Below are 25,700 nucleotides of genomic sequence, written 5' to 3'. Positions count from 1 at the left end.
GCCTGGCCGCCATGAGGCCTAGCGGCGCTTCTGCTCGATCTGAGAGGCCCATTGTTCATTGCGGTTGTGCCCACTGGTGCGCACCAGCCCCAGATCCAGCGGGTTGTCGCCCTGGGCCGCGCCCTTGTCCTTGGTCAATTCGGCGATGGCCGTCCCCAGGTCGACCGGCGAGTTGGAGGCATCGATCGAGACATCCCGGCGATAGTCGCTACCTGACAAGGTTTGACGGGTGACCGAGGCGGCATCCAGCTCGACGGGGCCATTGGCCGATAACACGCGCGCACCCACCAGCTTCGCATCGCCACCGACCTTGAGGGTGATGCCGTCGCTGCCCTTGAGGGTGGCCTGGTGGGCCACGGTGTCGCGTTGCTGATGGGACAGGTCCAGCTTGAAGGTAGGGGAGAGGCCGGGTTCGGCCTGGCTCAGTGCGGATCCGGCCTTCTCGCCGACTTTGCCACCTGCCGGGCCTGCCAGGGCCTTGGCTGCGTTGGTATAGCTCTGCGGGTTTTTCTCCTGGCTCAAGCGTGCGTCTGCCCCGACAGTCAAGGTGTCGATGCGGTCCTTGCGGCTGGTCACCAACAGATCGCCGCCGACGGTGCCCGCTATGCGCCCGGTCTCGAGGCTGGTGCCTTCGATGCGGGCATCGCCCTGGGTGTACAGGTTGATGCGCTCGGCGCGCAGGGTATTGGCATTCCAGGTCTGGTTGTCGCGTTTATCGAGGTCGACCTTGATCCGGCCATACAGGCCGCGGCTGTCAAGTTCGCCTCGGCTGAGGTTCAGGCCTGCGCCTGCGGTGATGTCCAGGCTATTGCGCTTGTCCCGATTGTCTGAGGCCTCCAGCAGCAAACCGCCATTGGGTGTCTGCAGATCGAGCTGTGTGGCCGAGACCTGCAGACCTTGCGCATGCAGCGCGACATCCTCTCGGGCGCGACTGCTCATGTGCACCGCTGCGCGGGTATCGATACGGGCATCGACCGCTTGGCTGGCGTCTTCGTCCAGTTTGCCGTGGGTGAAATGGCCGCCCACGGCACCTCCCTTGCTGTTACCCGTCTTGGCGGCCAGTTCCACGCCGCCACCCAGTTTGCCGCCGCTCGCCTCTTGGGTATTGCGGGCGGCCTTGACCAGCAGCAGGCCGTCACTGTCTAGGGTCACTTCTCCTGTGGGCGCCTCGCGGCTGCCGATACGGGTGCCTTCGAGCAGCAGGTCGCCGCCGCTTTTGAGGGTGACGTCGCCTTTGGCGTCGATCTGCGCGACCTGGACGGTGCTCGACCGACGTTGTTCACGCGCGTGATCGAGATAGCCCCGCCCTTCGACGCCGGTGCTGCCGGGGCGATTGCCACCCTTGGCCCAGGCATTGCCTGCGAGCTGGAGCGTCTGCTCGGTCGTGCTGTCGGTGGCCGGCGTCAAGGTCAGGCTGCCGGTACTCTCCAGGGAGAGATCGCCGTCGCCTGCGTCTATGTGTGTGCCTTCATAAAGGCCCTGGCCTGTGAGCTGGATCTGGATGCCCTGTTGGCCGATCAGTGCGCCGGGGCGGGCGGTGAGCAGGTGCTGTGTTTTGTCCAGTGAGCCGCCCTTGCCTGCGGCGCGGGCATTGATGTCTTGCCCGGTACTGGTGTCCACGCGCAGGTCGCCGCCTGCATCCAGGCGCTGGAGGGTATCGGTCTGGGTATCGGCCGCTGCGTTCAGCTGATGGTGTCCGGCGTCGATTTTCAACGTACCTGCCGTGGCGCGCCATTGGGTGCCTTGATCCTCGATCCGGTCGGCATTGACCTGGACCGAGGCCCCGGAGAACTCGCTGACCTGGGCATACCCACGACGCTGGTTCTCCAGGCGTTTGATGTGCTCGACGGTCATGTCGCCGCCGATGCTGGGCGCGGCCAGGGCATCTTCGATCGAGGCTTGTTGAAAGCGCGCAGCCTCCTCACCCTGGACCAGGCGTTCGACTGGACGGGTCAGGTCGCGGTATTCCAGGCTGGCGCCAAGGCCGGCGCGCCAGCCAGTGGTGTCCTGTTTGCGCGCTTTTAGGTCTTCAACGGCCCGGTTGTCGATCTGCTCGGCCTGCACCTGCAAGGTCCCGCTTGCCTGCACCCGGGCGGCGTCGCTGGCAAGGGTTGTGGTGGCGAGCGTCAGGTCGCCCTTGGCCAGCAGTTCGCTGCGCACGGCCGTGCCGTCGTTTTCGACGGTGGTGTCCTGGCGATATTGGCCGGTGGTGGCGCTGCCCAGCCGATCGATGCCGCCCGAGACCGTGAGGCCGCCTTCGATGCGGGTCTTTTCGGTGGCCGAACGCAAGGTATCGTGCGTTGCGCCGAGAGTGATCTTCGGGGCCTGGGCCGTGAGCGCGCCCTCAGTGGCCTGGACCTTGGATCCGTTGACCTGTAGATGAGTGCCGCTGTCGAGGGCCACCGTTGCCCCTTTGAGTTCACTGGGTGTCTGCACTGTCTGATCGACCTGCTGTTGGGTGTTGGTTACCTGGTAGCCCAGGCTCGCTTCGAACTGGCGCGACTGCGCCTTGCCGTCCTGGGCATCCTGGGTCTGGCGGGCGCCGGCTGTGAGGCCGCGCTGTTGCTGCTGGGTCTCGCTGTGGGTCTGGGCTTGCGCGCTGGCGATCAGCAGGTCGCCCTTGGCCTGCACCTGCAGCGCTTTGCCTGCCGTGGCCTTGGCACCGATAAGGCGCATCTCTTCGGCACTGGCCAGACGCAGGTCGCTGGTGGCGTTCAGGTCGCTGACGATCACTTGGTCCTGGCGTGTGGTGCGTGTCTGGTCGCTGCCGAACAGGCCAAACAGCGTGCTGTCGCGCGCGTGTTCGGTCGTGGTGATGCGGTCGCGGTCGGCCTCGATGGCCAGCAGGCCCTTTTCGCTGAACAGGATCGAATCGCCCTGGCTGCTCAGGCGACTGCCCTTGATCGTGACTTGGTCGGCGATGATGTTGAGATCGCCACCTGCCTCGAGGTCGCTGCCGGCCACGGTCTGGCCTTGGCGCTCGTTGCCGTCGCGTGAGCCGAAGAAGGCCCCGGAGACCAGATCCCCCCGATAGTCGCGCTGCGTGCCTGTGTCCTCCAGGGTGGTCGTGGTCACGCTCACCTGACGTGCCTTGAACACTGTGTCGCCCTGGCTTTGCAGGCGGCTGCCCTGCACCTTGAGCGTATCGCCGGCCGTCATCACCACGCGTCCGCCTTCCAGGTGGCTGGCGTTGGCAGTCTCTTTGTAGCGCTCGGTATCGCTGTCGCCGCGCCACAGATGCTTGCGGTGGCGCACCTGCTCCTCGATCCGTTGACTGTCGATGCCGGCTTCGACATCGAGCTTGGCCGCGCTGTCGAGCGTCAGCTCGCCTGGGGTGCGAAGATCCGCGGCCACCAGGTGCATGTCATTGCCTGATCGCAATGCGATCCCCTCGTCGGCTTGCAGCAGCGATCCCTGCTGCTGGCGATCGGTGGTGGTGCGCTGGCGGTTGTAGGTCTCGGTGGTGACGAACAGGAACTTCTTGTCCCACTGTTCGTGATCGCGTTGAAGGCTTTCCCGGGTCTTGGCGTCCAGGGTCAGTTTGTTGCCGGCAGTGAATTCGATACGCCCAGCCTTGGCCTCGACGGCTTCGAGCGTCAGGTCGTCTGCGGCGGTCAGCGCCAGGTCCCCTTGCTCGGTACGCAGGCGGGCACGTTCGGCGGCGCTGCCGCTGACCTGCAGGGCGCCTGCTGAACGGACGCTGATGCCATTGTCGGCGTCCAACTGGGACGGGCCCACGCGTACGCCTGCGCCTTCGGCGGTGCTCACCACCCGGATCCGTCCGGCACGCATGGCGCCGAACAGGCTGGCATCGATGCTGGCCGGGGCGCTGGGCAGGTGTTGAACGATCTGCCCGTCCTGGGCATCGATGCGATTGCGCCCGGCGGTCAGGGTCAGGTCAGTACGGGCTTCGAGCGGGCCCTGTTGGTCGATGCGTGGAGCGATCAGCTCCAGGGCCGCCTCGCGGTTGGCCTGCCCACCTTCGAGCACCTGCAACGTGCCGCTGGCGTTCAGCGTGTCGAGAAAGCGGATCTGTTGGTCCTGGATTTCCGGCGTGCCGACCAGCAAACCGGCGCGTGTGGTGTTGATGAAACTGCCGCCGTTGAGGGTGATGCCGTTGGGGTTGGCCAGGATGTAGTCGGCGGCGCGCCCGAAGATCTCCTGCGGCCCCTCGATGAGGGAGGCGTTGCGACTGACGACTTCGTTCAAGATGGTCGATGCGGCCTGGCCCTGGAATTGTGGGTTGGCGCTCAGGGCGCCGGCCAGTTGTGATTGGCCAGGCTGCAAGGCGTTGTTGAGCACCACGCCGGGCTTGGCGACGTTGTAGTCGAGAAACTGGTTATGGGATAGGCCGCTGGCGTTGGGGGCGACGATGTCGATCACCGGAACGCCGTGGCCGTTGTTGACGACTGGCGTACCGCCGGGCCCGAGGGTCGGTTGCAGGCCTTCTGCGACCACCGCGCAGGAGCATGTCACCAGGGCGATGAAAATGGCCCAGCGCAAGACATCCGGGCGTACCGATGGGGTGTGGGTAGTCATAGTCACTTTTCTCTATTGTTGTGGTGATCAGAGGCTCAGGGTCCACTCCAGGACCCAGATGCCAGGCTCCAGCGCGCGCCGACTGCGTTCGCTGGCGTACAGGGCTCGTTGGTAGTCCAGGCGCAGGCGATGGGTCGCAGGCCCGATCTCCACACCCAGTGCGCCACCTGCGATCCGCTGGGGCGCGCTGGCAGGGGTGAAGCGGGTCCAGCCCAGGTCCAGGCCCAGGTGAGGGCGTATCTCCAGTGCGCGGGAGAAGGGCAGGGGCTGGCTGAAGGTATTGCGCCAGACCACGCCGCTGGCACCGGCGACCGTGTCCCGACGCCAGCCGCGGACGGCGGCATCGTCGCTTAGCAGCAGTTGCTCGATCGCCGGAAGCGGTTGCTCGCTGTATTGCAGGTTCAACTCGCTCTGCCAGCGCCATGGCCATTGCGCAGGGCCCTGGCGCAAATGCACGAAGCTGGCGCGGTACTTGCGCCAATGCGCTTGCGCACCACGCTCGCGGGTCTGCAGTGGATGCTCGGCGCCAAACCAGTCCAGGTTCTGGGATACGCCCACATAGGTGTTCCACAGGCCCCCTTCGAGCCACAGCAGGTTGAGGCCGGCTTCCCAGGTGGTCAGGGTCGGGCTCTGCTGCGCGATCGGGGTGCCTTGAATGCGATTGACCAGTTGCTTGCGGTCCAGCCGGGCGAGGGCGCTCAACATCCCTTGGTTGTTGCGCCAGAGCAGGCGCTCCACGCTCAAGCCCTGGAGATTGCTCTCGCCGGAGCTGACCTGACGCCGTTGTGGCAGGGGCGCGCGATAGCGCATCCAGCTGGCGTTCAGGGCCAGGCTCCATGGGCCGTAGGGCACGCTGTAGTACAGGTTCGCACCTTGGCTTTGGCCAGGTGCATCGAAGACCGTCGAGACCAGGCCCAGGCGCAGGTCGTCGTTCACGCCCAACGGGCTGTCCAGCCCCAACCCAAGGTTCAGGCGATGTCGGCCGGTCAGGTCGCTGCCACGGTTGTCCAGGCGGCTGTCCAGGTGCCAGCGAGAGCTGGTGCGGCGCGGCTGGATGATCACGCGGGTGCCGCTTTGCAGCTCGCCGGGTAGCAGGTCGGCGTTCAGGTCATAGGCACGCAGGCGGTTGAGCTGGTCCAGGCCCTGCTCGAGCGCGGGGAGGTACAAGGGCTGGCCGAGCAGGTCGGGAAAGGCGCCTCGCAAGGAAAGGGGCAGGCTGGCGTCGGCCAGCTCGATGGACTCGACGAAGCCTTCGACGATGACGATATCCAAGGGCACGCCTGCCTGGGGCGGGCGCGCCAGGTAAGGGCGGCTGGCCGGGTACCCGGCTTGTACGTAGGTGTCGGTGATGGACCTGAGCAGCCTGTTGACGTCGTCGACGCTCAGGCAAGGGCGCCACAGGGGACGCAGGGTGGCTTCCAGGTCCGGGCTCGGCACCACGTGGTTGCCGCTCAGGCGTAACCCGGGGGTGGGCCAGCAGCGTGAGTCTGAAGGGGCTGGGGTGGGGTCGTCCGGTGCCGGGCCTGGCTGACGGCGGCGTTGCCAACGCTCGAGGCGTTGTCGTCGCTCTTGGAGTTGCAGGGCGCGCTGTTGCTCGCGCAGTTGTGAAGTGGCGGGATCGTTGGCCCACGCCGGTGGGTGGGCGATCAAGGCAAGGGCCAGGCTGGCAAGCATGTGCCTGGCGATGCGACGCAAGGAAGTCGGCATGGAGAAGCCCCGCAAGGTCTGCACGTATGTGCTTTTTTGCGTGGATTCTAAGAATCCGACTTACCGTTTGGATGCGGTCCCGTACCCAACTGGGCGTCAGGTGGGTGTGGGTTTAATGTGTGTAATTTCCTACAAAACCAATCGAAATGTAGGAATTAGGGACGGATCTCGATCAGGGTCCCGTCCTTGACCATGTCCCAGACCTCGCGCATGTCATTGTTGCGCATGGCGATGCAGCCTTCGGTCCAGTCCAGGGTGTGGAAGTACCACTCCGGGTAGTCGTCGTTGATCGGCGTGCCATGGATCATGATCATGCCGCCTGGGCTCACGCCCTCGCGGCGGGCGCGGGCGGCATCGCTGATGTTGGGGTAGGAAATGTGCATGGCCAGGTTGAAGCGGTCGCTGACCTTGCGCCAGTCCAGCCAGTACAGACCTTCGGGCGTTTTGCTGTCGCCTTCGCGCTCTTTGCTGCCTTTGGGCTGTTTGCCCAGGGAGATACGGTAGGTCTTGAGCGGTTCGCCACGGCTGATCAGTTGCAGGCGGCGTTCGGACTTGAGCACCAGGACCTTGTCGATCAGCGGCTGGTTGGCGACAGCGGATTGGTCGACAGGCTTGCGGATGATGGTCTCGGTGAAGGCGGCCTGGGACACCGAGGCAATGGAAAGGCAGAAAAGGGCGAGCAACCAACGCATGAAACCGTATCCCTGAAAGCTAAGTGGTGGACGACGAGACGTTCATCGGTGGCAGGTACTCATGGCCTACGGGGTAGTGCTGCCCGACGCGGTCGCGATAATAGCATTCTAGTGTGCGTGCGACGGTGCGGAAAGCCAGCTCGTCCCAGGGAATTTCATGTTCCTCGAACAATCGCACCTCCAGGCTCTCCACGCCCACGGCAAAATCCAGGTCGGCCAACTCTGCGCGGAAGAACACATGCACCTGGTCGATGTGCGGCAGGTCGAAGAGCTGGTACAGGCTCATCTGGCCAACCCGGGCGCAGGCTTCCTCGACGGTTTCGCGCCGGGCGGCTGCATCGAGGGTTTCGCCGTTTTCCATGAAGCCGGCAGGCAAGGTCCAGAACCCTCGGCGCGGCTCGATCGCCCGCCGGCACAGTAATACCTGGCTGCCCCAGGTGGGGAGCACGCCGGCGACGATATTGGGGTTCTGGTAATGGACGGTATGGCAATGATCGCAGACATACCGCAGGCGGCTTTCGCCTTCGGGGATTCGCTGAATGACCGCCTGGCCGCACGCGCTGCAGAATTTCATGCTGTGGTTCCTTATAGATACAGCTATCTTGGCGTGGCCGGCCTGCGCTGCGCAAGCCGCCCTCGGGCGGGGCTTGGGTGCTTCGCGGCTTTGGTGCATCATGCTGGGCAGGCCTTGGAATCGAGAGAGTGCAATGCTGGACGAGCTTCTTCGCCGAATGAGCAATCACACCCCCGCGTCACTGGAAACCGACCGACGTTTCCCCGAGGCGGCGGTACTCTTGCCCATCACTCGCAGCGAAGAGCCCGAGCTGGTGCTGACCCTGCGGGCCAAGGGGCTTTCCACCCATGGGGGCGAGGTAGCTTTTCCTGGCGGGCGGCGCGACCCAGAGGACCCGGACCTGGTGTTCACCGCCCTGCGCGAGGCCGAGGAGGAAATCGGCTTGCCGCCTGGTCTGGTGGAGGTCATCGGTCCGTTGAGCCCGGTGATTTCCCTGCATGGCCTTAAAGTGACGCCATTCGTCGGGATCATCCCCGATTACGTCGAGTACCGTGCCAACGACGCCGAGATTGCCGCGGTGTTCACGGTTCCGTTGGCGTTCTTCCGCCAGGATCCGCGCGATCACACCCACCGTATCGACTACCAAGGGCGCAGCTGGTACGTGCCGGCCTATCGCTACGGCGAATACAAGATCTGGGGGTTGTCGGCGATCATGATCGTCGAACTGGTCAATGTGCTGTTCGACGCCGGCATCAGCCTGCACCAGCCCCCAGAGCGCTATACCCAGATCTGAGCGGGGCCCACTCCGCCATCTGCCTTCAACCGTGAGGAGCGAGACATGAAATACCGCCTGGGCGACCTGCGGGTCGAAACCCACCCCACCAGTTGGGCCGCCCCCAACGCCACCTTGATCGGCAAGGTGCGCCTGCAGGCCGGGGCCAGTGTCTGGTTCGGCGCGGTGCTGCGCGGCGACAACGAACTGATCGATATCGGCGAAGGCAGCAATGTCCAGGATGGCACGGTGATGCATACCGACATGGGCTCGCCGCTGACCCTCGGCAAGGGGGTAACCGTCGGCCATAACGCCATGCTCCATGGTTGCACGGTGGGCGACTACAGCCTGATCGGTATCAATGCCGTGATCCTCAACAACGTGCGCATCGGCAAGCATTGCATCATCGGCGCCAACGCACTGATCCCGGAGGGCAAGGAGATCCCGGATGGCTCATTGGTCATGGGCTCGCCAGGCAAGGTGGTGCGCGAGCTGACCGAGGCACAAAAGCGCATGCTCGAAGCCAGCGCCGCGCATTATGTGCACAATGCCGAGCGCTACGCGCGCGAGCTGGCGCTCCAGGATGACTGACATGCACAACGCCGAACGCCCGGTCGCCTCACCGTGCGTCAACGTCTGTGCGCTGGACGAGCAGGATATCTGCGTCGGCTGCCAGCGCACGGTGAGCGAGATCACCCGGTGGTCGCGCATGAGCAACGACGAGCGCCGTCAGGTGTTGGTGCTGTGCCATGAGCGGGCGGTGGCGGCGGGGTTGGTCATCGGGTCGGGGCTGTAGTTGACTCGAAAATCAAGTATTCTGTGTCGCTTGCCCAACGTGTGATCCCATGTTCTATCTCATTGCCTATATCAGTAGCGTAGTGCTGATCAACTACGCCTTCTCCAGTGCCCCGCACCTGGATGTGATCTGGTCTGCCTGGGGCGGTCTGGTGTTCATCCTGCGCGACATGGTGCAGACCCGCTATGGTCATGGCGCGCTGCTGGCCATGCTGGCGGCGTTGGTGCTGTCCTATGTCACCTCGGAGCCCGCCATTGCCCTGGCCAGTGCCACTGCGTTCTTCGTGTCCGAGCTGATCGACTGGCTGGTGTTCAGCATCACCCGTCGGCCGCTGCGTGACCGTCTGTGGCTCAGCTCGGCCCTGAGCATTCCGGTGGACACTTTCATCTTCTTCGGCATGATTGGCGCTCTGACTCCGGCGGTCATCGGCACGGCCCTGGCTTCCAAGTTCGCCGGGGTCACCGCCGTATGGCTGGCCATGACCTGGCGCGCCCGGCGCGAGGTCGTCGCGGGGTGATGTGAGGGGGGTCGCGGCGGCCCCGGAACGCTTCGCCAGGTGTAGAATATCGGTCCTTTTTCAGCGGGCGGCAGCCAACCTGGCGCGGCCCCGGACGCCTTCGAGGACCTGAAATGACCCGTATCGGAACCCCATTGTCGCCCACCGCGACCCGTGTACTGCTGTGTGGCTGCGGCGAGCTGGGCAAGGAAGTGGTGATCGAGCTGCAGCGCCTGGGTGTCGAAGTCATCGCCGTGGACCGCTATGCCAATGCCCCCGCCATGCAGGTTGCACACCGCAGCCATGTCATCAACATGCTCGATGGCGTTGCCCTGCGTGCGGTGATCGAAGCCGAGAAGCCGCACTACATCGTCCCGGAAATCGAAGCCATCGCCACCGCGACCCTGGTGGAGCTGGAGAACGAAGGCTTCAATGTCGTCCCCACCGCCCGCGCCACCCAGCTGACCATGAACCGCGAAGGCATCCGTCGTCTGGCCGCCGAAGAGCTGGACCTGCCGACCTCGCCATACCACTTCGCCGATACCTTCGATGACTACACCAAGGCCGTCGCCGACCTGGGCTACCCCTGTGTGGTCAAGCCGGTGATGAGTTCCTCGGGCAAGGGGCAAAGCCTGCTGCGCAGCGAAGCAGACCTGCAGAAGGCCTGGGACTACGCGCAAGAAGGTGGCCGCGCTGGCAAGGGCCGGGTGATCATCGAGGGCTTCATCGATTTCGAGTATGAAATCACCCTGTTGACCGTGCGCCATGTGGGCGGCACCACCTTCCTCGCGCCGGTTGGTCACCGCCAGGAGAAGGGCGACTATCAGGAGTCCTGGCAGCCGCAGGCCATGAGCCCGAAGGCTTTGGCCGAGTCCCAGCGGGTGGCCCAGGCGGTCACCGATGCCCTGGGTGGGCGTGGCCTGTTCGGCGTGGAGCTGTTCGTCAAGGGCGATCAGGTGTGGTTCAGCGAAGTCTCGCCGCGCCCCCACGATACCGGGCTGGTGACCCTGATTTCCCAGGACCTTTCGCAGTTCGCCCTGCATGCCCGTGCGATCCTGGGCCTGCCGATCCCGGTGGTGCGTCAGTTCGGTCCGTCGGCCTCGGCGGTGATCTTGCCTGAAGGCCAGTCGCAGCAGACCTCCTTCGCCAATCTGGGCGCGGCCCTGAGCGAGCCGGACACTGCCATTCGCCTGTTCGGCAAGCCGGAAATCAACGGCCAGCGTCGCATGGGCGTATGCCTGGCGCGAGACGAGTCGATCGAAGCGGCGCGGGCCAAGGCGACCCGCGCTTCGCAGGCGGTCAAGGTCGAGTTCTGATCTGACGCGAAGACTGCCTGGCAGCCTGTTCGCGGGTAACCCCTCCCACAGGGAATCGCTCGATCTGTAGGAGCGGTTTACCCGCGAATGGGCCGCCTGGCCGCCTCTGGTATCAGAGTGCCGTGTTACGTGTTTCTTTCAGGCACAAGACGGCAATCAGGCTGATCACCGCCGCCACCGACACATACCCGCCCACCCAGCTCAATCCCCCCATGCTCACCAACTGCTGGGCGAAGAACGGGGCCGCCGAGGCGCCGACGATACCGCCCAGGTTGTAGGCCGCCGAGGCGCCGGTGTAGCGCACATGGGTCGGGAACAGCTCAGGCAACAATGCCCCCATCGGCGCGAAAGTCACGCCCATCAGGAACAGCTCGATGGCCAGGAACAGCGCAACGCCGGTGGTCGAACCCGAGGTCAGCAGCGGCTCCATGGTAAAGCCTGATGCCACCGCCAGCAGGCCGCCGACGATCAGCACCGGCTTGCGCCCGTAGCGGTCGCTCAGCCAGGCCGACAGCGGCGTCGCCAAGGCCATGAAGACCACGGCAAAGCACAGCATGCCCAGGAAGCTTTCGCGGCTGTAGCCCAGAGTCGATACTCCGTAGCTCAGGGAGAACACCGTGGAGATGTAGAACAGCGCGTAGCACACCACCATTGCCGCAGCGCCCAGCAGGGTCGGCAGCCAGTACTTGGCGAACAGATCCACCACCGGCAGCTTCACCCGCTCATGGCGTGCCACGGCCTTGGCGAACACCGGGCTTTCCTCGAGCTTCAGGCGCACGTACAGGCCGACGATCACCAGCGCGGCGCTGAGCAGGAACGGAATGCGCCAGCCCCAGTCACGGAACTGCTCGTCGCTGAGCGTCAATGCCAGGGTCAGGAACAGCCCATTGGCCGCCAAAAAGCCAATGGAGGGGCCCAACTGCGGGAACATGCCGAACCAGGCGCGCTTGCCTTCGGGGGCGTTTTCGGTGGCCAGCAGCGCCGCGCCGCCCCATTCGCCGCCCAAGCCGAGGCCTTGGCCAAAGCGCAGCAGGCAAAGGATGATCGGCGCCCAGACGCCGATGCTGTCATACCCGGGAAGTACACCGATCAGGGTCGTCGACACGCCCATCAGCAGCAATGAGGCGACCAGGGTGGATTTACGGCCGATACGGTCACCGAAGTGGCCGAACAGGGCCGAGCCCAGTGGGCGGGCGAGGAAGGCGATACCGAAGGTCAGAAAGGCCGCGAGCATCTGCGCGGTGCCTGATCCCGACGGGAAGAACACCGGGCCGATCACCAGCGCGGCGGCAGTGGCGTAGACATAGAAGTCGTAGAACTCGATGGCGGTGCCGATGAAGCTGGCGGTGGCCACGCGGGCGGGGGAATTGACGGGGGCTGCCGAGGCGTCGGCGCAGGTACTGCTGGTAGTCATCGTGTAGGTCCCTGACAGTCATTGCTCCCTATGGGCGGGCCGCACCCTGCCGGGCAGGCATGGGCGTGCGGGCGCCGGAGCGTCATAGTGTGAGTCGCTCGACCGACGATAGCCCAAGGGTAGGGACGGGAGCGGGCTGTTCTGGGTGTTGAAGCAGGACCGCGGGGCGTGTCAGTGGAGCGCACCGGCCGTATGGCGCCGGGAGCGGGTAGCAGGCGGGACGGCAGGGCTGGGTAAGCGTGACTGGAGTATAGCTATCGGGTCACGGTCCAGACCAGTACCTTGCTGGCGCAATTGTCCTCTGTTTCGAGGATTTCCAGGCGATAGCGGCCGATCTTCAGGCATACGGCGCTTTCCGGAATGCTTTCCAGCGCCTCGGTGACCAGCCCGTTGAGGGTTTTCGGGCCGCCGTCGCAGGGCAGGTGCCACCCCAGGCTGCGGTTGATTTCGCGCAGCGAGGCCGTGCCTTCGATCACGAAGCGGCCATCGGCCAGGGGGTGGACGTGCGGGTTTTCGAGCGATTGCTCATCCTCGAACTCGCCGACGATCTCCTCGAGGATGTCTTCCAGGGTGACGATGCCCTGGACCTCGCCATATTCATCCACCACCACGCCCAGGCGCCGCTGCTGCTTGTGGAAGTTCAGCAATTGTCGTTGCAGTGGGGTGCTTTCGGGAACGAAGTAGGGTTCGTAGCAGGCCGCGCGCAGCGCCTGGAGGGTCAACTCGCCACGGGGCAGCAAGTGGCTGATCAGCTTGGTGTTGAGGATGGCTTCGACCTGGTTGATATCGCTGTGGTAGACCGGCAGGCGGGTATGGCGGCTGACGATCAGTTGTTCGGCGATCTGCTCGAGCGAGTCGTCCAGGTTGATGCCGTCCACCTCGTTGCGGGGCACCAGGATGTCGTTGACAGTGATCTTGTCCAGCGATTGCAGGCCTTCGAGCAGGCCATGGCGTGGCGCGTCGAAAGGCTCGCCTTCGTCGAAATCGTCGTGTTCCTGTGGGTGCAGCGCCACGGCGGCAGGTTGTGCGCGCAATGGGCGAAGGATCAGCTTGGCGCAGCCGTCGAGCAGGCATGCCAGTGGTTGCAGCGCGACCAGAGGCCATCTGAGCAGGCTGCCCACGCCGAGGAAGGCGTGCGGGTTGCGCCGGGCGGCGCGCCTGGGCAGGTATTCGGCCAGGACCAGTAGCGTGAGGGTGGCGGCCAGGCCTGCCATCCAGAAACCGTGTTCGCCGTTGTAGCGCTGGCCGATCAGGCAGGCCAGACCCAGCACCAGCAGCTTGCCCAGGCTGGCGCAGAGCACCACGGCTTGGGCGGGCAGGGCGGGTTCGGCGCTGTCAGCGGGGCGCTGATGGCCGTTCAGTTGCTGGCGGGCCGCATCGACGGCGGTAAACAGCGCCGACCAGAGCAGCGCCAGTGCCAGGGTGCCGAATAGCGGAGCGTACGGCAGGGTGTCCATGGGCGGTCGTCAGATATGCAGGATGAATTCACGTACCAGCTTGCTGCCGAAATAGGCCAGCATCAGCAGGCAGAAACCGGCGAGGGTCCAGCGGATCGCTTTGTGACCGCGCCAGCCCAGGCGGGTGCGCCCCCACAGCAGCAGGCCGAACACCACCCAGGCCACACAGGATAGCAGCGTCTTGTGCACCAGGTGCTGGGCGAACAGGTTGTCCAGGAACAGCCAGCCGGACACCAGCGACAGCGACAGCAGGCCCCAACCTGCCCAGAGGAAGCCGAACAACAGGCTCTCCATGGTTTGCAGAGGCGGGAAGTTACGGATCAGGCCGGACGGGTGCTTGTGCTTGAGCTGATGGTCCTGCAGTAACAGGAGCAGGGCCTGGAACACGGCGATGGTGAACAAGCCATAGGCCAGGATCGAGAGCAGGATATGCGCCAGGATCCCAGGCTCTTCGTTGACCAGCGGTACGGTGCCGGGCGGGGCGAACTGGGCCAGCAGGGCGGTCACCGCACCGAGTGGGAACAGCAGCATCAGCAGGTTCTCGACCGGGATGCGCAGGCAGGCCAGCAAAGTCAGCGAGATGACCGCGACGGCGATCAGGCTGGCGGCGCTGAAGAAATCGAGGCTCAGGCCCAGCGGTGTAATCAGCTGGAAGAACAGGGCGCTGCCCTGGGCGATGACCGCGAGGGCGCCGAGTAGGCCGAGTAGCCGTTTGTCGGCGCGGCTGCCCTGGGCCAGGCGACTGCCTTGATAGAGGGCGGCGGCGATGTAGAGCCCGGCGGCGAGCAGGTTGGGGATGAGGCTGGGGGAAGAGAGCATAAGTCCTGGTAGGCAAGCCCTAAAGGGACGGAGTTTGGCATAGATCCCGCCGCTCTAGGAAGACCGCAGAGCAGTAGGGCCTGACCCATGGGCAAGATCTGTGGGGTAACCGCCTTGATTGCGTGTACGGGCTCATTCACGGGCAAACCAACACACAGGCCTGGCGGTGATCCTGGTGAGCGTGGTTTACCCGCCAATAGACCACCATCGCCCCCGGTGGTCAGCACCAAGGTGTGCGCCGCCCTCGCTCTTCGCTATAATCGCCGCCTTGCTGCGTCCAGCGCGTGTACATATTCACCTGGGCGCCTGAAAAACCTCGGCTTTCATTAGGGCCTGAAAGGATCACCATGTTCGAAAACCTGACCGACCGCCTGTCACAGACGCTGCGCCATGTCACCGGCAAGGCCAAGCTGACCGAAGACAACATCAAGGACACGTTGCGCGAAGTGCGCATGGCCCTGCTCGAGGCCGACGTTGCCCTGCCGGTGGTCAAGGATTTCGTCAACAGCGTCAAGGAGCGTGCGGTCGGCACCGAGGTGTCGCGCAGCCTGACCCCAGGCCAGGCGTTCGTGAAGATCGTCCAGGCTGAACTCGAAGGGCTGATGGGCGCGGCCAACGAAGACCTGGCGCTCAATGCCGCGCCACCGGCCGTGGTGCTGATGGCGGGCTTGCAGGGTGCAGGTAAGACCACGACCGCCGGCAAGCTGGCGCGCTTCCTTAAAGAGCGCAAGAAAAAGAGCGTGATGGTGGTGTCGGCCGACGTCTATCGTCCGGCGGCGATCAAGCAGCTCGAAACCCTGGCCAACGATATCGGCGTGACCTTCTTCCCGTCCGACATCAGCCAGAAGCCTGTGGCCATCGCTGAAGCAGCGATCCGCGAGGCCAAGCTCAAATACATCGATGTGGTCATCGTCGACACCGCCGGCCGTCTGCACATCGATGCCGACATGATGGACGAGATCAAGGCGCTGCACGCCGCGGTCAAGCCGGTCGAGACGCTGTTCGTGGTCGACGCCATGACCGGTCAGGACGCCGCCAATACCGCCAAGGCCTTCGGCGACGCCCTGCCGCTGACCGGCGTGGTGCTGACCAAGGTCGACGGTGATGCCCGTGGCGGTGCTGCCCTGTCGGTTCGCGCCATTACCGGCAAGCCGATCAAGTTCATCGGTATGGGCGAGAAGACCGAAGCGCTCGAGCCCTTCCACCCAGACCGCATTGCCTCGCGCATTCTGGGCATGGGTGACGTGCTCAGCCTGATCGAGCAGGCCGAGCAGAACATCGACAAGGCCAAGGCCGACAAGCTCGCCAAGAAGCTCAAGAAGGGCAAGGGGTTCGACCTCGAAGACTTCCGCGACCAGCTGCAGCAGATGAAGAACATGGGCGGCTTGGGCGGCCTGATGGACAAGTTGCCGAGCATCGGTGGGGTCAACCTGTCGCAGATGGGCAATGCCCAGGGCGCAGCCGAGAAGCAGTTCAAGCAGATGGAGGCGATCATCGACTCCATGACGCCTGCCGAGCGTCGCGACCCGGAAATCATCAGCGGTTCGCGCAAACGCCGCATCGCCCTCGGCTCTGGCACCCAGGTGCAGGATGTCGGTCGGCTGATCAAGCAGCACAAGCAGATGCAGAAGATGATGAAGAAATTCTCCGCCAAGGGCGGCATGGCCAAGATGATGCGTGGCCTGGGCGGGATGCTGCCAGGTGGCGGCATGCCGAAGATCTAATTCGATTCTGGGAGGTTGCCTTTTATAAGGCAGCCCTCCCGAAATCCCGCTCCGGCGGGAACGATGTCGCGAAATTCGCGGCTTAACCGGCAGATCTGAACGGTGTGGTAGCCCCACGCCGAAAAAGGCATTTGCAAATGTCCGTGTATTCCCCGAGAATATGCGGCCTTTTGGGCACCCTGTGCCCATTTGGGCATTCAGATTTGCAGCACCGACTATAGGAACGATGTTCACATGGTAACCATCCGTCTTGCCCGTGGCGGCTCCAAGAAGCGCCCTTTCTATCACCTGACCGTGACCAACAGCCGTAACGCCCGTGACGGCCGTTTCGTTGAGCGCGTTGGCTTCTTCAACCCGGTTGCTTCCGGCGCTGAAGTCAAGCTGTCGGTCAATCAGGAACGCGTCAACTACTGGCTGAGCCAGGGCGCACAGCCGTCTGAGCGCGTTGCTCAGCTGCTGAAGGACGCTGCCAAGGCCGCTGCCTGAGCAGTATGAACGCGACGCCAGAAAACGCTGACGCCCTCATTGTCGTCGGCAAGATTTTTTCGGTTCACGGCGTTCGCGGCGAGGTGAAGGTGTATTCCTTTACCGATCCGATTGAAAACCTGTTGGATTATCCACGCTGGACGCTTCGGCACGAAGGCAAGGTAAAACAGGTCGAGCTGGTCAACGGTCGTGGCTCCCAAAAGGGCCTGGTCGTGAAACTGAAAGGCCTCGATGATCGTGATGAAGCTCGTCTTCTGAGCGGTTATGAAATCTGCATTCCGCGGAGCCTTTTGCCCAACCTGGCCGCTGACGAGTACTACTGGTACCAGTTGGTAGGTCTGAAGGTCATCAATCAGGACGAACACCTGTTCGGCAAGATCGATCACCTGTTGGAGACCGGTGCGAACGATGTAATGGTGGTCAAGCCTTGCGCAGGCAGCCTGGATGATCGCGAGCGACTGTTGCCCTATACGGAGCAATGTGTGCTGGCAGTCGACCTGGAAGCAGGCGTGATGCGGGTCGAGTGGGACGCGGATTTCTAAACGATGGGTAACCTTCGAGTAGAAGTCGTCACGTTGTTCCCCGAGATGTTCTCGGCCATCACGGAGTACGGCATTACCAGCCGCGCGGTGAAACAGGGGTTGCTGCAAGTGACCTGCTGGAACCCGCGGGACTACACCACTGATCGTCACCATACGGTGGATGATCGGCCGTTTGGCGGTGGTCCGGGCATGGTGATGAAGATCAAGCCTCTGGAAGACGCCCTGGCCAGTGCCAGGCAAGCGACCGGAGCATCGGCGAAGGTGATCTACCTCTCGCCACAAGGCCGCAAGCTGACTCAGCAGGCGGTCAAAGACTTGGCGCAACAGGAATCGTTGATCCTGATCGCCGGTCGTTACGAAGGCATCGACGAGCGTTTTATCGAGGCTCATGTCGATGAAGAGTGGTCGATTGGTGACTATGTGCTTTCCGGTGGCGAGCTGCCGGCCATGGTGCTGATCGATGCGGTTACGCGACTGCTGCCCGGAGCTTTAGGGCATGTGGACTCGGCGGAGGAAGATTCCTTTACCGACGGTCTGCTCGACTGCCCGCACTACACCCGACCGGAGGTGTATGCGGATCAGCGCGTTCCCGACGTGTTGCTTAGTGGCAACCATGCACACATCCGGCGTTGGCGGTTGAAGCAGTCCCTTGGTAGGACCTTCGAACGACGCGCCGATCTTCTGGAAAGTCGCTCGCTTTCTGGAGAAGAGAAGAAGCTGCTCGAGGAATATCTCCGCGAGCGGGACGATAGTTAACGTATCGATGGTGGATCAAGTTATCCGCCTTAGGAGCACAGCATGACCAACAAGATCATCCAGCAGCTCGAAGCCGAGCAGATGAACAAGGAAATCCCAGCCTTCGCACCAGGCGACACCATTGTCGTCCAGGTTAAAGTGAAGGAAGGTGACCGTTCCCGTCTGCAGGCGTTCGAAGGTGTCGTTATCGCCAAGCGCAACCGCGGTCTGAACAGCGCTTTCACCGTGCGCAAGATCTCCAGCGGCGTTGGCGTAGAGCGTACCTTCCAGACCTACAGCCCGCAGATCGACAGCCTGTCCGTGAAACGTCGTGGTGACGTGCGTAAGGCCAAGCTGTACTACCTGCGCGACCTGTCCGGCAAAGCCGCTCGCATCAAGGAAAAACTGGCCTAAGTGCCGTTTGCCTGGTGGCCTTCGAGGCCACCTTGCGAGGAAAAAAGCAGCCTTCGGGCTGCTTTTTTGCTTTTTGTATTTCTGTATCGGCGGTGCAGGCTTTTTGCGGGTAAACCCACAATCACGCCAATGCTTTGGAACGGGTCTACCCGCGAATCAGACGGCACCGCTTTCAAGCCGTTGCGACAAGAGCACTTCATGACCACCCCTCGAGATCAGGAAATCCAGCGCCGCACCGAACTGTCGGTGACCCGCGTGACGAAGGCTGTCTTCCCCAGCACCACCAACCACCACAACACCCTGTTCGGCGGCACCGCCTTGGCCTGGATGGACGAGGTCTCGTTCATCGCCGCCACCCGATTCTGTCGTTTGCCGCTGGTGACCGTGTCGACCGACCGTATCGACTTCAAGCACCCGATTCCTGCGGGCTCGATCGTCGAGTTGGTGGGGACGGTGGTCAAGGTGGGCAACACCAGCTTGCAGGTGCAGGTGGATGTCTTTGTCGAGAACATGTACTTGGATGGCCGCGAACGGGCCATCCATGGTGTGTTCAGCTTCGTCGCCATCGACGAAGACAAGCGCCCGGTACCGGTGCTCCCCGCTCACTGATTCGCGGTCTGTACCTCGGCCTGGGTGCTAGTTTCCAGGTCGGCCTCCACCAGCGCCACCAGTGTCCAGCCTGGCTGGGGCTTGAGGGGGGCGTCCGGGCTGGCGACATGGACCCAGCCGTTGCCATCGCGGGCAAAAAGCAAGGTTGCGCGCTCGCCGTGCAGCGCTTGGTAGTCCTGCCAGTTGAAACCATCGGTGAGGTGGGTGCTGTACAGCTCAGCGCCTTGATGCAGACGATTGGCCAGTTGCCCGTAGGTCATCGTGCTTGAACCGAGCAGTTGGCCGCGATGCTCTTCGCTGGCACGGTGCTTGTCACTGCGCTGCTTTTCCAGGCCGCTGGCCAATACAAACAGTCGATTGTGGCCGAAGTCATGGCGAAAGCGTGCGCAGGCCAGGGCGTTGAGCTCACCGGCGGGGGAAAGGCCAAGTAGATGGCCCAGGCCCACCAGGTCCAGGTGGGCGTCGGCGTGCTGAGAGGCCGGGTTACCGAAGTAGGTCGGCAGTCCATCCATGCGCGCGGCGCGGATGTTCTCCCAGCTCGAATCGGTCAGCAGTACCCGGCTGCCCAATTGCTGCAAGGCTTTTGCGATGGCGCGGGCCGGTGGATTGGCGCCGACGATGAGAAAGCCGCTGGGGGCGGGTTCGGCCACTTTGAGCAGGCGGGCCAGTGGTCTGGCGGTGGCGCTTTGCAACACCACTGTGCCGATGATGACCGCGAAGGTCAAAGGCACCAGCAACAGCGCCCCCTCGTGGCCGGCTTCATCCAGGCGAATGGCGAAGATCGCCGAAACCGCTGCGGCGACGATGCCTCTTGGCGCGATCCAGGCCAGCAGCAGCCGCTCGCGCCAGTTCAGGTTCGAGCCCCAGGTGGACAACAAGACATTGAGCGGCCGCGCCAGCAACTGAATGACCAGCAGCAATGCCAACACCGCCGGGCCCAGTGCCAGCAGGGCATGCAGGTCGAGGCGGGCGGCCAGCAGAATGAACAGCCCGGAGATCAACAGCACGCTGAGGTTTTCCTTGAAGTGCAGGATCTGCCGCACATCCACACCGGGCATGTTGGCCAACCACATGCCCATGACCGTCACGGCCAGCAGACCCGACTCATGGACGATCTGGTTGGCGGCGATGAAGATGCCCAGTACCGCTGCCAGCGACGCCAGGTTGTGCAGGTACTCTGGCAGCCATTGCGCGCGCATGATCTGGCCCAGCAGCCAACCGCCCGCGGCGCCCAAGGCGCTGCCGCAGAAGATCACGCCAGCAAAGGTCACCAGGCTCTGACTCAGCCCGTCGCCGTCGGTGCGGGCGATGATGAAGCTGTAGACCACCACGGCCAGCAGCGCACCGATCGGATCGATGACGATCCCCTCCCAGCGCAGGATGTTGGCGATCGCGGTCTTGGGGCGCACCACCCGCAGCATTGGCACGATCACGGTCGGGCCTGTCACCAGGGTGAGGGTGCCGAAGAGGATCGCCAGGGGCCACTCGAAGCCCAGTAGCCAGTGGGTGGCGAGAGCGATCACCAGCCAGGTGCTCAAGGCGCCCACTGTCACCAGTCGATGCACCACGCTACCGATCTCGCGCCATTGGGACAAATGCAGGGTCAGGCTGCCCTCGAACAGGATCAGGGCCACAGCCAGGGACACCAGTGGCATCAGCAGCGGGCCGAACAATTGCTGCGGCGATAGCCAGCCCAGCACAGGTCCGGCCAGAATGCCGCACAGCAGCAGAAAGAGTATCGCTGGCAGTTTCAGGCGCCAGGCCAGCCATTGGCAGGCAAGAGCGGCTGCGCCGATGCCACCGAAACTCAGAAGAATCTGCTGTTCGCTCATATGGACTCCCTATGCCAACGTTGTTATGAAAGACTAAGCGTCATTGCACCGTTTGCCACCGAGTTTTCATGCCCGCTCTCGACCATCCCCTGATCGACCAGTTTCTTGATGCCCTCTGGCTGGAAAAAGGCCTGTCCGACAATACCCGCGCCTCCTATCGCAGCGACCTGGCGCTATTCAATGGTTGGCTGCAGGAGCACGACGTGGCGCTGCCTGACGCCGGGCGTGACCTGATCCTGGACCATCTGGCCTGGCGCCTGGAGCAAGGCTACAAGCCGCGCTCCACGGCACGCTTTCTCTCGGGTTTGCGTGGCTTCTTTCGTTATTTGCTGCGAGAAAAGCTCGTAGGCGTCGATCCGACCCTGCAAGTGGAAATGCCGCTATTGGGACGGCCGTTGCCCAAATCCTTGTCGGAGGATGATGTCGAGGCCTTGTTGCAGGCGCCGGACCTGGCCGAAGCCATCGGTCAGCGCGACCGAGCCATGCTCGAAGTGCTCTACGCCTGTGGCCTGCGGGTGACCGAACTGGTCAGCCTGACCCTCGATCAGGTCAACCTGCGACAGGGGGTTCTGCGGGTGATGGGCAAGGGCAGCAAGGAACGCCTGGTGCCGATGGGCGAAGAGGCGGTGCTGTGGATCGAGCGCTACCTGCGCGATGGTCGCAATGAGCTGTTGAACGGGCGTCCCAGCGATGTGCTGTTCCCCAGCCAGCGTGGCGAGCAGATGACCCGCCAGACCTTCTGGCACCGCATCAAGCACCAGGCGCGGGTCGCCGGGATCGACAAGCCCCTGTCGCCCCATACCCTGCGCCACGCCTTCGCCACGCACTTGCTCAATCACGGGGCCGACCTGCGGGTGGTGCAGATGCTGCTGGGGCACAGTGACTTGTCCACTACCCAGATCTACACCCATGTGGCCAAGGCGCGTTTGCAGCAACTGCACGCCCAGCACCATCCGCGTGGATGAATCATTTTCATGTTCCGACCTATGGAGGTTGAGGGGGCATTTAGCGCCAGCCTGTTGTGGTAGGCTTGGACGGTTTGCACCAAGGGCCGTCCGCTCGCCGCGTTTTTGCCGCGGATCGACATCCTCCGGCCCCGTCCGCCTTCAGGAGTACCCCATGCGCGTGACCCAGATTTTCGCCGCCGCCGCCCTGGCGTTGGCCAGTACCTTTGCCGTCGCTGCGGCCACCGATGCCAGCGCCGGTGCCGAGCAGGCCATCCGCAACACCCTCAAGACCCTCGCGCTGGAAGTGCCGGTCGAAAGCGTCGCCAGCAGCCCGGTCAACGGCCTGTATGAAGTCAAGCTGCAAGGTGGTCGTGTGCTGTACGCCAGTGGCGATGGCCAGTTCGTGATGCAGGGGTACCTGTACCAGATCCAGGATGGCAAGCCAGTCAACCTCACCGAGAAGACTGAGCGCCAGGGCATCGCCAAGCTCATCAACGGCATTCCAGCCGCCGAAATGGTGGTTTATCCTGCCAAGGGCGAGACCAAGTCGCACATCACCGTGTTTACCGACACCACCTGCCCGTATTGCCACAAGCTGCACGCCGAAGTCCCTGAGCTCAATCGCCGCGGTATCGAAGTGCGCTATGTCGCCTTCCCGCGCCAGGGCCTCGGCTCGCCGGGTGACGAGCAGTTGCAGGCCGTCTGGTGCTCCAGCGACCGCCGCGCGGCGCTGGACAAGATGATCGACGGCAAGGAAATCAAGGCCGCCAAGTGCGCCAACCCGGTCAGCAAGCAGTTCGAGCTGGGGCAGTCGATCGGTGTCAATGGCACGCCGGCGATCGTCCTGCAGAGCGGCCAGGTGATTCCGGGCTACCAGCCGGCACCGCAGGTCGCCAAGCTGGCCCTGGCCAGCGACGCAAAGGCCGCCAAGTAATTCAATCACTACGCCGTCGCCATGGGGAGACGGCATGTTTCACGGTCGGCGCAGGCGCCGGCCGTTCAATGGGGAGTTCACAGTGAAACCGGTCAAAGTAGGCATCTGTGGGTTGGGGACCGTCGGTGGCGGAACCTTCAATGTACTTCAGCGCAACGCCGAGGAGATTGCCCGCCGTGCCGGGCGCGGTATTGAAGTGGCACAGATCGCCATGCGCTCGCAGAACCCGAACTGCCAGATTACCGGTACCCCCATTACCGCTGATGTGTTCGAAGTCGCGAGCAACCCTGAGATCGACATCGTCATCGAACTGATCGGTGGCTACACCATCGCCCGTGATCTGGTCCTCAAGGCCATCGAGAACGGCAAGCACGTGGTCACCGCCAACAAGGCGCTGATTGCCGTGCACGGCAACGAGATCTTCGCCAAGGCCCGCGAGAAGGGCGTCATTGTCGCCTTCGAAGCGGCCGTGGCCGGCGGCATCCCGGTGATCAAGGCAATCCGCGAAGGCCTGTCGGCCAACCGTATCAACTGGCTGGCGGGCATCATCAACGGTACCGGCAACTTCATCCTCACCGAGATGCGCGACAAGGGCCGTGCCTTCCCTGACGTACTGGCCGAAGCCCAGGCCCTGGGTTACGCCGAAGCCGACCCGACCTTCGACGTCGAAGGCATCGATGCCGCCCACAAGCTGACCATCCTCGCTTCCATCGCCTTCGGCATTCCGCTGCAGTTCGACAAGGCCTACACCGAAGGCATCACCCAGCTGACCACCGCCGACGTCAACTACGCCGAGGCCCTGGGCTATCGCATCAAGCACCTGGGCGTGGCCCGCAGCACTGACGCCGGCATCGAGCTGCGCGTCCACCCGACCCTGATCCCCAATGATCGCCTGATCGCCAACGTCAACGGCGTGATGAACGCTGTCATGGTCAACGGTGATGCTGCCGGCTCCACCCTGTACTACGGCGCCGGTGCCGGCATGGAGCCGACCGCCTCGTCGGTGGTCGCCGACCTGGTCGATGTGGTCCGCGCCATGACTTCCGATCCTGAAAACCGCGTGCCGCACCTGGCCTTCCAGCCCGATTCGCTGTCGGCTCATCCGATCCTGCCGATCGAAGCCTGTGAAAGCGCCTACTACCTGCGCATCCAGGCCAAGGACCATCCAGGCGTACTGGCCCAGGTGGCGAGCATCCTCTCCGAGCGTGGCATCAACATCGAGTCGATCATGCAGAAGGAAGCCGAGGAGCAGGACGGCCTGGTGCCGATGATCCTCCTGACCCACCGCGTGGTGGAGCAGCGCATCAACGACGCCATCGTCGCCCTCGAAGCTCTGCAGGACGTGGTCGGCAAGGTCGTGCGCATCCGCGTCGAACAGCTCAATTAATGTCAGTGGCGGGCCGCGATGGCGGCCCGCGCCCAGAACCGAAGGTTTGCACCCATGCGCTATATCAGTACCCGCGGCCAGGCACCGGCCCTGAATTTCGAAGACGTCCTGCTGGCGGGCCTCGCCAGCGATGGCGGTCTGTACGTGCCGGAGAACCTGCCACGCTTCACCCAGGAAGAGATCGCTTCCTGGGCTGGCCTGCCGTATCACGAGCTGGCTTTCCGGGTGATGCGCCCGTTCGTCGATGGCAGCATCGCTGACGCCGATTTCAAGAAGATCCTCGAAGAAACCTACGGCGAGTTCGCCCATGCCGCCGTCGCGCCGCTGCGCCAGTTGGCGGGCAACGAGTGGGTGATGGAGCTGTTCCACGGCCCGACCCTGGCGTTCAAGGACTTCGCCCTGCAACTGCTCGGCCGCCTGCTCGACCACGTCCTGGCCAAGCGCGGCGAGCGCGTGGTGATCATCGGGGCCACCAGCGGTGACACCGGCTCCGCCGCCATCGAAGGTTGCCGCCGCTGCGACAACGTCGACATCTTCATCCTGCATCCTCACCAGCGTGTCTCGGAAGTGCAGCGTCGCCAGATGACGACCATCTTCGGCGACAACATCCACAACATCGCCATCGAAGGCAACTTCGACGACTGCCAGGAAATGGTCAAGGCCAGCTTCGCCGACCAGTCGTTCCTCAAGGGCACCCGCCTGGTCGCCGTGAACTCGATCAACTGGGCGCGGATCATGGCCCAGATCGTCTACTACTTCCATGCAGCGCTGCAGCTGGGCGGCCCAGCCCGCTCGGTGGCCTTCTCGGTCCCGACCGGCAACTTCGGCGACATCTTTGCCGGTTACCTGGCGCGCAACATGGGCCTGCCGATCAGCCAACTGATCGTGGCGACCAACCGCAACGACATCCTGCACCGCTTCATGAGCGGCAATCAGTACGTCAAGGACACCCTGCATCCGACCCTGTCGCCCTCGATGGACATCATGGTCTCCTCCAACTTCGAGCGCTTGCTGTTCGACCTGCACGGGCGCAGTGGTGCCGCCATCGCCGAGCTGATGGAGCGCTTCAAGCAGGGCGGAGGCTTCAGCGTCGAACAGGACCGCTGGACCGAAGCGCGCAAGCTGTTCGATTCGCTGGCCGTGACTGACGAGCAGACCTGCGAGACCATCGCCGAAGTGTTTGCCAGTACCGGCGAGGTGCTCGATCCGCACACTGCGATTGGGGTCAAGGCCGCCCGTGAGTGCCGTCGCAGCCTGGATACGCCGATGGTCGTCCTGGGTACCGCGCATCCGGTCAAGTTCCCGGACGCGGTGGAAAAGGCAGGCGTCGGCAAAGCCCTCGAGCTACCCGCGCACCTGAGTGACCTGTTCAGCCGTGACGAGCGTTGCACAGTCCTGGCCAACGACCTGAAGGCCGTTCAGGCCTTCGTCGCCCAGCACGGCAACCGCGGCAAACCGCTCTAAGACTCAACCCGCCCGGGGGCGCGCAGTGGCCCCGGGCGGCGTCCTACTCATCCCCCCAGTGATGAGTCAGATCTTTCTTCAGAAGCTTAAGTAATTTCCTATTC

23 protein-coding genes are annotated in these 25,700 nt (G+C 63.7%); 15 read left to right on the top strand and 8 right to left on the bottom strand.

Features of this window, described 5'->3' with window-relative positions:
* Nucleotides 1–18 precede the first annotated feature (18 nt).
* From ACNFCH_RS04670 to ACNFCH_RS04655, 4 genes are all read right to left on the bottom strand, one after another.
* On the bottom strand, nucleotides 19–4,545 hold the full coding sequence (locus tag ACNFCH_RS04670) for a hemagglutinin repeat-containing protein (protein ID WP_416742351.1): 4,527 nt from the start codon (nucleotides 4,543–4,545) through the stop codon (nucleotides 19–21).
* Nucleotides 4,546–4,566: 21 nt separating this feature from the next.
* The gene (locus ACNFCH_RS04665) at nucleotides 4,567–6,246 is read right to left on the bottom strand and encodes a ShlB/FhaC/HecB family hemolysin secretion/activation protein (RefSeq protein ID WP_337158873.1); all 1,680 of its coding nucleotides are present in this window, start codon (nucleotides 6,244–6,246) and stop codon (nucleotides 4,567–4,569) included.
* Between the two features lie 155 nt (nucleotides 6,247–6,401).
* Nucleotides 6,402–6,938, bottom strand: a complete 537-nt coding sequence (locus tag ACNFCH_RS04660) for a L,D-transpeptidase family protein (protein ID WP_337158874.1) — start codon at nucleotides 6,936–6,938, stop codon at nucleotides 6,402–6,404.
* Nucleotides 6,939–6,957: 19 nt separating this feature from the next.
* Complete coding sequence (locus tag ACNFCH_RS04655; protein ID WP_416742350.1) at nucleotides 6,958–7,512, bottom strand: NUDIX hydrolase; 555 nt, start codon at nucleotides 7,510–7,512, stop codon at nucleotides 6,958–6,960.
* 133 nt (nucleotides 7,513–7,645) lie between these two features.
* On the opposite strand from ACNFCH_RS04655, the gene ACNFCH_RS04650 reads away from it, so the two are divergent.
* From ACNFCH_RS04650 to purT, 5 genes are all read left to right on the top strand, one after another.
* Nucleotides 7,646–8,245, top strand: a complete 600-nt coding sequence (locus ACNFCH_RS04650; protein ID WP_070093161.1) for a CoA pyrophosphatase — start codon at nucleotides 7,646–7,648, stop codon at nucleotides 8,243–8,245.
* A 45-nt stretch (nucleotides 8,246–8,290) separates the two neighbouring features.
* Nucleotides 8,291–8,815, top strand: a complete 525-nt coding sequence (locus tag ACNFCH_RS04645) for a gamma carbonic anhydrase family protein (RefSeq protein ID WP_337158876.1) — start codon at nucleotides 8,291–8,293, stop codon at nucleotides 8,813–8,815.
* 1 nt (nucleotide 8,816) lies between these two features.
* On the top strand, nucleotides 8,817–9,020 hold the full coding sequence (locus ACNFCH_RS04640; RefSeq protein ID WP_196162834.1) for a DUF1289 domain-containing protein: 204 nt from the start codon (nucleotides 8,817–8,819) through the stop codon (nucleotides 9,018–9,020).
* A gap of 49 nt (nucleotides 9,021–9,069) precedes the next feature.
* Nucleotides 9,070–9,537 carry a VUT family protein gene (locus ACNFCH_RS04635; protein ID WP_070093158.1) on the top strand — a complete coding sequence of 156 codons (468 nt, stop codon included), beginning with the start codon at nucleotides 9,070–9,072 and terminating at the stop codon, nucleotides 9,535–9,537.
* Between the two features lie 113 nt (nucleotides 9,538–9,650).
* A complete protein-coding gene (gene purT / locus ACNFCH_RS04630) occupies nucleotides 9,651–10,832 on the top strand; it encodes a formate-dependent phosphoribosylglycinamide formyltransferase (protein WP_416742349.1) in 1,182 nt (393 codons plus the stop codon).
* 112 nt (nucleotides 10,833–10,944) lie between these two features.
* Here the strand turns inward: purT and ACNFCH_RS04625 are convergent, their stop codons facing one another.
* From ACNFCH_RS04625 to ACNFCH_RS04615, 3 genes are all read right to left on the bottom strand, one after another.
* Entirely contained in the window at nucleotides 10,945–12,246 is a 1,302-nt protein-coding gene (locus tag ACNFCH_RS04625) for an MFS transporter (RefSeq protein ID WP_337158878.1), read from the bottom strand.
* A gap of 254 nt (nucleotides 12,247–12,500) precedes the next feature.
* Nucleotides 12,501–13,703: a transporter associated domain-containing protein gene (locus ACNFCH_RS04620; protein WP_337158879.1), complete on the bottom strand. Its 1,203-nt coding sequence runs from the start codon at nucleotides 13,701–13,703 to the stop codon at nucleotides 12,501–12,503.
* 9 nt (nucleotides 13,704–13,712) lie between these two features.
* The gene (locus ACNFCH_RS04615) at nucleotides 13,713–14,522 is read right to left on the bottom strand and encodes a cytochrome C assembly family protein (RefSeq protein ID WP_337158880.1); all 810 of its coding nucleotides are present in this window, start codon (nucleotides 14,520–14,522) and stop codon (nucleotides 13,713–13,715) included.
* A gap of 347 nt (nucleotides 14,523–14,869) precedes the next feature.
* On the opposite strand from ACNFCH_RS04615, the gene ffh reads away from it, so the two are divergent.
* The 6 genes from ffh to ACNFCH_RS04585 all read left to right on the top strand — a co-directional run bounded on the left by ffh (nucleotide 14,870) and on the right by ACNFCH_RS04585 (nucleotide 19,032).
* Nucleotides 14,870–16,246 (top strand): signal recognition particle protein, encoded by a 1,377-nt coding sequence (ffh, locus tag ACNFCH_RS04610; protein WP_070093153.1) that lies wholly within the window; start codon nucleotides 14,870–14,872, stop codon nucleotides 16,244–16,246.
* A gap of 234 nt (nucleotides 16,247–16,480) precedes the next feature.
* The gene (gene rpsP, locus ACNFCH_RS04605; RefSeq protein ID WP_043212455.1) at nucleotides 16,481–16,732 is read left to right on the top strand and encodes a 30S ribosomal protein S16; all 252 of its coding nucleotides are present in this window, start codon (nucleotides 16,481–16,483) and stop codon (nucleotides 16,730–16,732) included.
* A 5-nt stretch (nucleotides 16,733–16,737) separates the two neighbouring features.
* Entirely contained in the window at nucleotides 16,738–17,274 is a 537-nt protein-coding gene (rimM, locus tag ACNFCH_RS04600; protein ID WP_070093152.1) for a ribosome maturation factor RimM, read from the top strand.
* 3 nt (nucleotides 17,275–17,277) lie between these two features.
* Nucleotides 17,278–18,030 (top strand): tRNA (guanosine(37)-N1)-methyltransferase TrmD, encoded by a 753-nt coding sequence (gene trmD, locus ACNFCH_RS04595; protein WP_070093151.1) that lies wholly within the window; start codon nucleotides 17,278–17,280, stop codon nucleotides 18,028–18,030.
* 42 nt (nucleotides 18,031–18,072) lie between these two features.
* Nucleotides 18,073–18,423, top strand: a complete 351-nt coding sequence (gene rplS, locus ACNFCH_RS04590; RefSeq protein ID WP_196162828.1) for a 50S ribosomal protein L19 — start codon at nucleotides 18,073–18,075, stop codon at nucleotides 18,421–18,423.
* A 198-nt stretch (nucleotides 18,424–18,621) separates the two neighbouring features.
* Nucleotides 18,622–19,032: an acyl-CoA thioesterase gene (locus ACNFCH_RS04585; protein WP_337158881.1), complete on the top strand. Its 411-nt coding sequence runs from the start codon at nucleotides 18,622–18,624 to the stop codon at nucleotides 19,030–19,032.
* Here the strand turns inward: ACNFCH_RS04585 and ACNFCH_RS04580 are convergent.
* Nucleotides 19,026–20,864: a sodium:proton antiporter gene (locus ACNFCH_RS04580; protein WP_337158882.1), complete on the bottom strand. Its 1,839-nt coding sequence runs from the start codon at nucleotides 20,862–20,864 to the stop codon at nucleotides 19,026–19,028. The two genes, ACNFCH_RS04585 and ACNFCH_RS04580, sit on opposite strands and share 7 nt — an antisense overlap.
* Nucleotides 20,865–20,932: 68 nt before the next feature.
* Between ACNFCH_RS04580 and xerD the strand changes: the two genes are divergently transcribed.
* The 4 genes from xerD (at nucleotide 20,933) to thrC (ending at nucleotide 25,596) form a co-directional block, all read left to right on the top strand.
* Nucleotides 20,933–21,829 (top strand): site-specific tyrosine recombinase XerD, encoded by an 897-nt coding sequence (xerD, locus tag ACNFCH_RS04575; RefSeq protein ID WP_337158883.1) that lies wholly within the window; start codon nucleotides 20,933–20,935, stop codon nucleotides 21,827–21,829.
* Between the two features lie 154 nt (nucleotides 21,830–21,983).
* The gene (locus ACNFCH_RS04570; RefSeq protein WP_196162825.1) at nucleotides 21,984–22,745 is read left to right on the top strand and encodes a DsbC family protein; all 762 of its coding nucleotides are present in this window, start codon (nucleotides 21,984–21,986) and stop codon (nucleotides 22,743–22,745) included.
* Between the two features lie 82 nt (nucleotides 22,746–22,827).
* Entirely contained in the window at nucleotides 22,828–24,132 is a 1,305-nt protein-coding gene (locus ACNFCH_RS04565; protein ID WP_070094676.1) for a homoserine dehydrogenase, read from the top strand.
* Between the two features lie 54 nt (nucleotides 24,133–24,186).
* Nucleotides 24,187–25,596, top strand: a complete 1,410-nt coding sequence (gene thrC / locus ACNFCH_RS04560) for a threonine synthase (protein WP_196162824.1) — start codon at nucleotides 24,187–24,189, stop codon at nucleotides 25,594–25,596.
* Nucleotides 25,597–25,700 lie beyond the last annotated feature (104 nt).

It is taken from the genome of Pseudomonas sp. NY15354, assembly GCF_048068075.1.
GTDB classification, from domain to species: domain Bacteria; phylum Pseudomonadota; class Gammaproteobacteria; order Pseudomonadales; family Pseudomonadaceae; genus Aquipseudomonas; species Aquipseudomonas guariconensis_C.
The sequence above is the reverse complement of the archived record's forward strand: the minus strand, read 5'-3'. Positions and strand labels throughout refer to the sequence as shown.

Bases quoted from the DNA above. Each gene is read 5' to 3' on its own strand.
- ACNFCH_RS04665 (WP_337158873.1), bottom strand. From the start codon at position 6,246: ATGCCGACTTCCTTGCGTCGCATCGCCAGGCACATGCTTGCCAGCCTG.
- ACNFCH_RS04660 (WP_337158874.1), bottom strand. From the start codon at position 6,938: ATGCGTTGGTTGCTCGCCCTTTTCTGCCTTTCCATTGCCTCGGTGTCC.
- ACNFCH_RS04655 (WP_416742350.1), bottom strand. From the start codon at position 7,512: ATGAAATTCTGCAGCGCGTGCGGCCAGGCGGTCATTCAGCGAATCCCC.
- ACNFCH_RS04650 (WP_070093161.1), top strand. From the start codon at position 7,646: ATGCTGGACGAGCTTCTTCGCCGAATGAGCAATCACACCCCCGCGTCA.
- ACNFCH_RS04645 (WP_337158876.1), top strand. From the start codon at position 8,291: ATGAAATACCGCCTGGGCGACCTGCGGGTCGAAACCCACCCCACCAGT.
- ACNFCH_RS04640 (WP_196162834.1), top strand. From the start codon at position 8,817: ATGCACAACGCCGAACGCCCGGTCGCCTCACCGTGCGTCAACGTCTGT.
- ACNFCH_RS04635 (WP_070093158.1), top strand. From the start codon at position 9,070: ATGTTCTATCTCATTGCCTATATCAGTAGCGTAGTGCTGATCAACTAC.
- purT (WP_416742349.1), top strand. From the start codon at position 9,651: ATGACCCGTATCGGAACCCCATTGTCGCCCACCGCGACCCGTGTACTG.
- ACNFCH_RS04625 (WP_337158878.1), bottom strand. From the start codon at position 12,246: ATGACTACCAGCAGTACCTGCGCCGACGCCTCGGCAGCCCCCGTCAAT.
- ACNFCH_RS04620 (WP_337158879.1), bottom strand. From the start codon at position 13,703: ATGGACACCCTGCCGTACGCTCCGCTATTCGGCACCCTGGCACTGGCG.
- ACNFCH_RS04615 (WP_337158880.1), bottom strand. From the start codon at position 14,522: ATGCTCTCTTCCCCCAGCCTCATCCCCAACCTGCTCGCCGCCGGGCTC.
- ffh (WP_070093153.1), top strand. From the start codon at position 14,870: ATGTTCGAAAACCTGACCGACCGCCTGTCACAGACGCTGCGCCATGTC.
- rpsP (WP_043212455.1), top strand. From the start codon at position 16,481: ATGGTAACCATCCGTCTTGCCCGTGGCGGCTCCAAGAAGCGCCCTTTC.
- rimM (WP_070093152.1), top strand. From the start codon at position 16,738: ATGAACGCGACGCCAGAAAACGCTGACGCCCTCATTGTCGTCGGCAAG.
- trmD (WP_070093151.1), top strand. From the start codon at position 17,278: ATGGGTAACCTTCGAGTAGAAGTCGTCACGTTGTTCCCCGAGATGTTC.
- rplS (WP_196162828.1), top strand. From the start codon at position 18,073: ATGACCAACAAGATCATCCAGCAGCTCGAAGCCGAGCAGATGAACAAG.
- ACNFCH_RS04585 (WP_337158881.1), top strand. From the start codon at position 18,622: ATGACCACCCCTCGAGATCAGGAAATCCAGCGCCGCACCGAACTGTCG.
- ACNFCH_RS04580 (WP_337158882.1), bottom strand. From the start codon at position 20,864: ATGAGCGAACAGCAGATTCTTCTGAGTTTCGGTGGCATCGGCGCAGCC.
- xerD (WP_337158883.1), top strand. From the start codon at position 20,933: ATGCCCGCTCTCGACCATCCCCTGATCGACCAGTTTCTTGATGCCCTC.
- ACNFCH_RS04570 (WP_196162825.1), top strand. From the start codon at position 21,984: ATGCGCGTGACCCAGATTTTCGCCGCCGCCGCCCTGGCGTTGGCCAGT.
- thrC (WP_196162824.1), top strand. From the start codon at position 24,187: ATGCGCTATATCAGTACCCGCGGCCAGGCACCGGCCCTGAATTTCGAA.